At 47.6% G+C, this 1,238-nt stretch carries 1 pseudogene; it reads right to left on the bottom strand.

From position 1 onward, the window contains the following. Window positions 1-1,238: pseudogene (locus tag HMPREF0549_RS08835) on the bottom strand (glucose-6-phosphate isomerase); the annotation flags it as partial.

Below are 1,238 nucleotides of genomic sequence, written 5' to 3'. Positions count from 1 at the left end.
TTGAATGGGTTGATCCCATTGAGGTAACCGGAGATTCCCATAGCCACTTCAAAGAAGTAGATCAGGTAGCCAAGGGTGTATTCGTCTTCCTTTGGAATGTGAACGGTCATTACCGGTACTCCACCAGCCGTATGAGCAGCGACAACGGCTTCATAAGCCTTGGTGTTAGCGAAGTCCATCGTCTTGCCTTCCAAGTAGCCTAAGCCATCCAGGTTATCCGGTTCGCTTGGGATTTCCATATCGTGATTTGGCTGGTCTAACTTAACAACGGTTTCCATCAAGAAGCGCCGACCTTCTTGGATGTATTGACCAAGGGAGTGCAGGTCAGTCGTGAAGTTAGCACTAGATGGATAAATGCCCTTGTGATCTTTCCCTTCAGATTCACCAGCTAATTGCTTCCACCATTCAGCAAACATCGTCATGTTTGGTTCGTAGTTTTCAAGCAATTCAGTTTCATAGCCCTTCCGGTACAAGATGTTCCGGTAAGCAGCGTATTGGTAAGCTTCGTTATTTTCTAACTTTGGATCCGTGTAGTCCTTTTCCGCTTGAGCGGCACCAGCCATTAACTGGTCAATGTCGCCGCCAGAAACAGCGATTGGTAAGAGGCCAACTGGGGAAAGAACGGAGTAACGACCACCGATACCGTCTTGAATCACAAAGCTTTCGTAGCCGTGGGCGTCAGCTTCAGTCTTCAAAGCACCCTTAGCCTTATCAGTGGTAGCGTAGATCCGCTTATTGGCTTCATCTCGCCATACTTCTTAATCAAGAGGTTCTTGAAGATCCGGAAAGCAATTGATGGTTCCGTTGTGGTCCCGGACTTGGAAACCACGTTAACGGAGAAGTCCTTGTCGCCAATATTCAATCAAGTCATGAACATAAGTTGAGCTTAAGGAATTTCCGGCAAAGAGTACTAATGGGTACTTCCGGTCTGCGGCCTTTTGGGCTTGGTAGAAGGTGTTGTGCAAGAAGTCAACTGCCATCCGGGCACCAAGGTAAGAACCACCAATCCCGATGACCACTAAGATGTCTGAATCTGATTGGATCTTCTTGGCAGCGGCCTTGATCCGGGCAAACTCTTCCTTGTCGTAATCAGTTGGCAATGGAGCCAGTCACGGAAGTCCGCCCCGGCACCAGTACCGTTGCGTAATTCATCATCCGCGCATTACCATTGCTTGCATTTCGCCTAATTCGTTATCGTTAACGAATTTCTTTAAGCCTGTTTGATCAAATGAAATATG

Source organism: Limosilactobacillus vaginalis DSM 5837 = ATCC 49540, assembly GCF_000159435.1.
In the GTDB taxonomy this organism is placed as follows: Bacteria; Bacillota; Bacilli; order Lactobacillales; family Lactobacillaceae; genus Limosilactobacillus; species Limosilactobacillus vaginalis.
The sequence above is the reverse complement of the archived record's forward strand: the minus strand, read 5'-3'. Positions and strand labels throughout refer to the sequence as shown.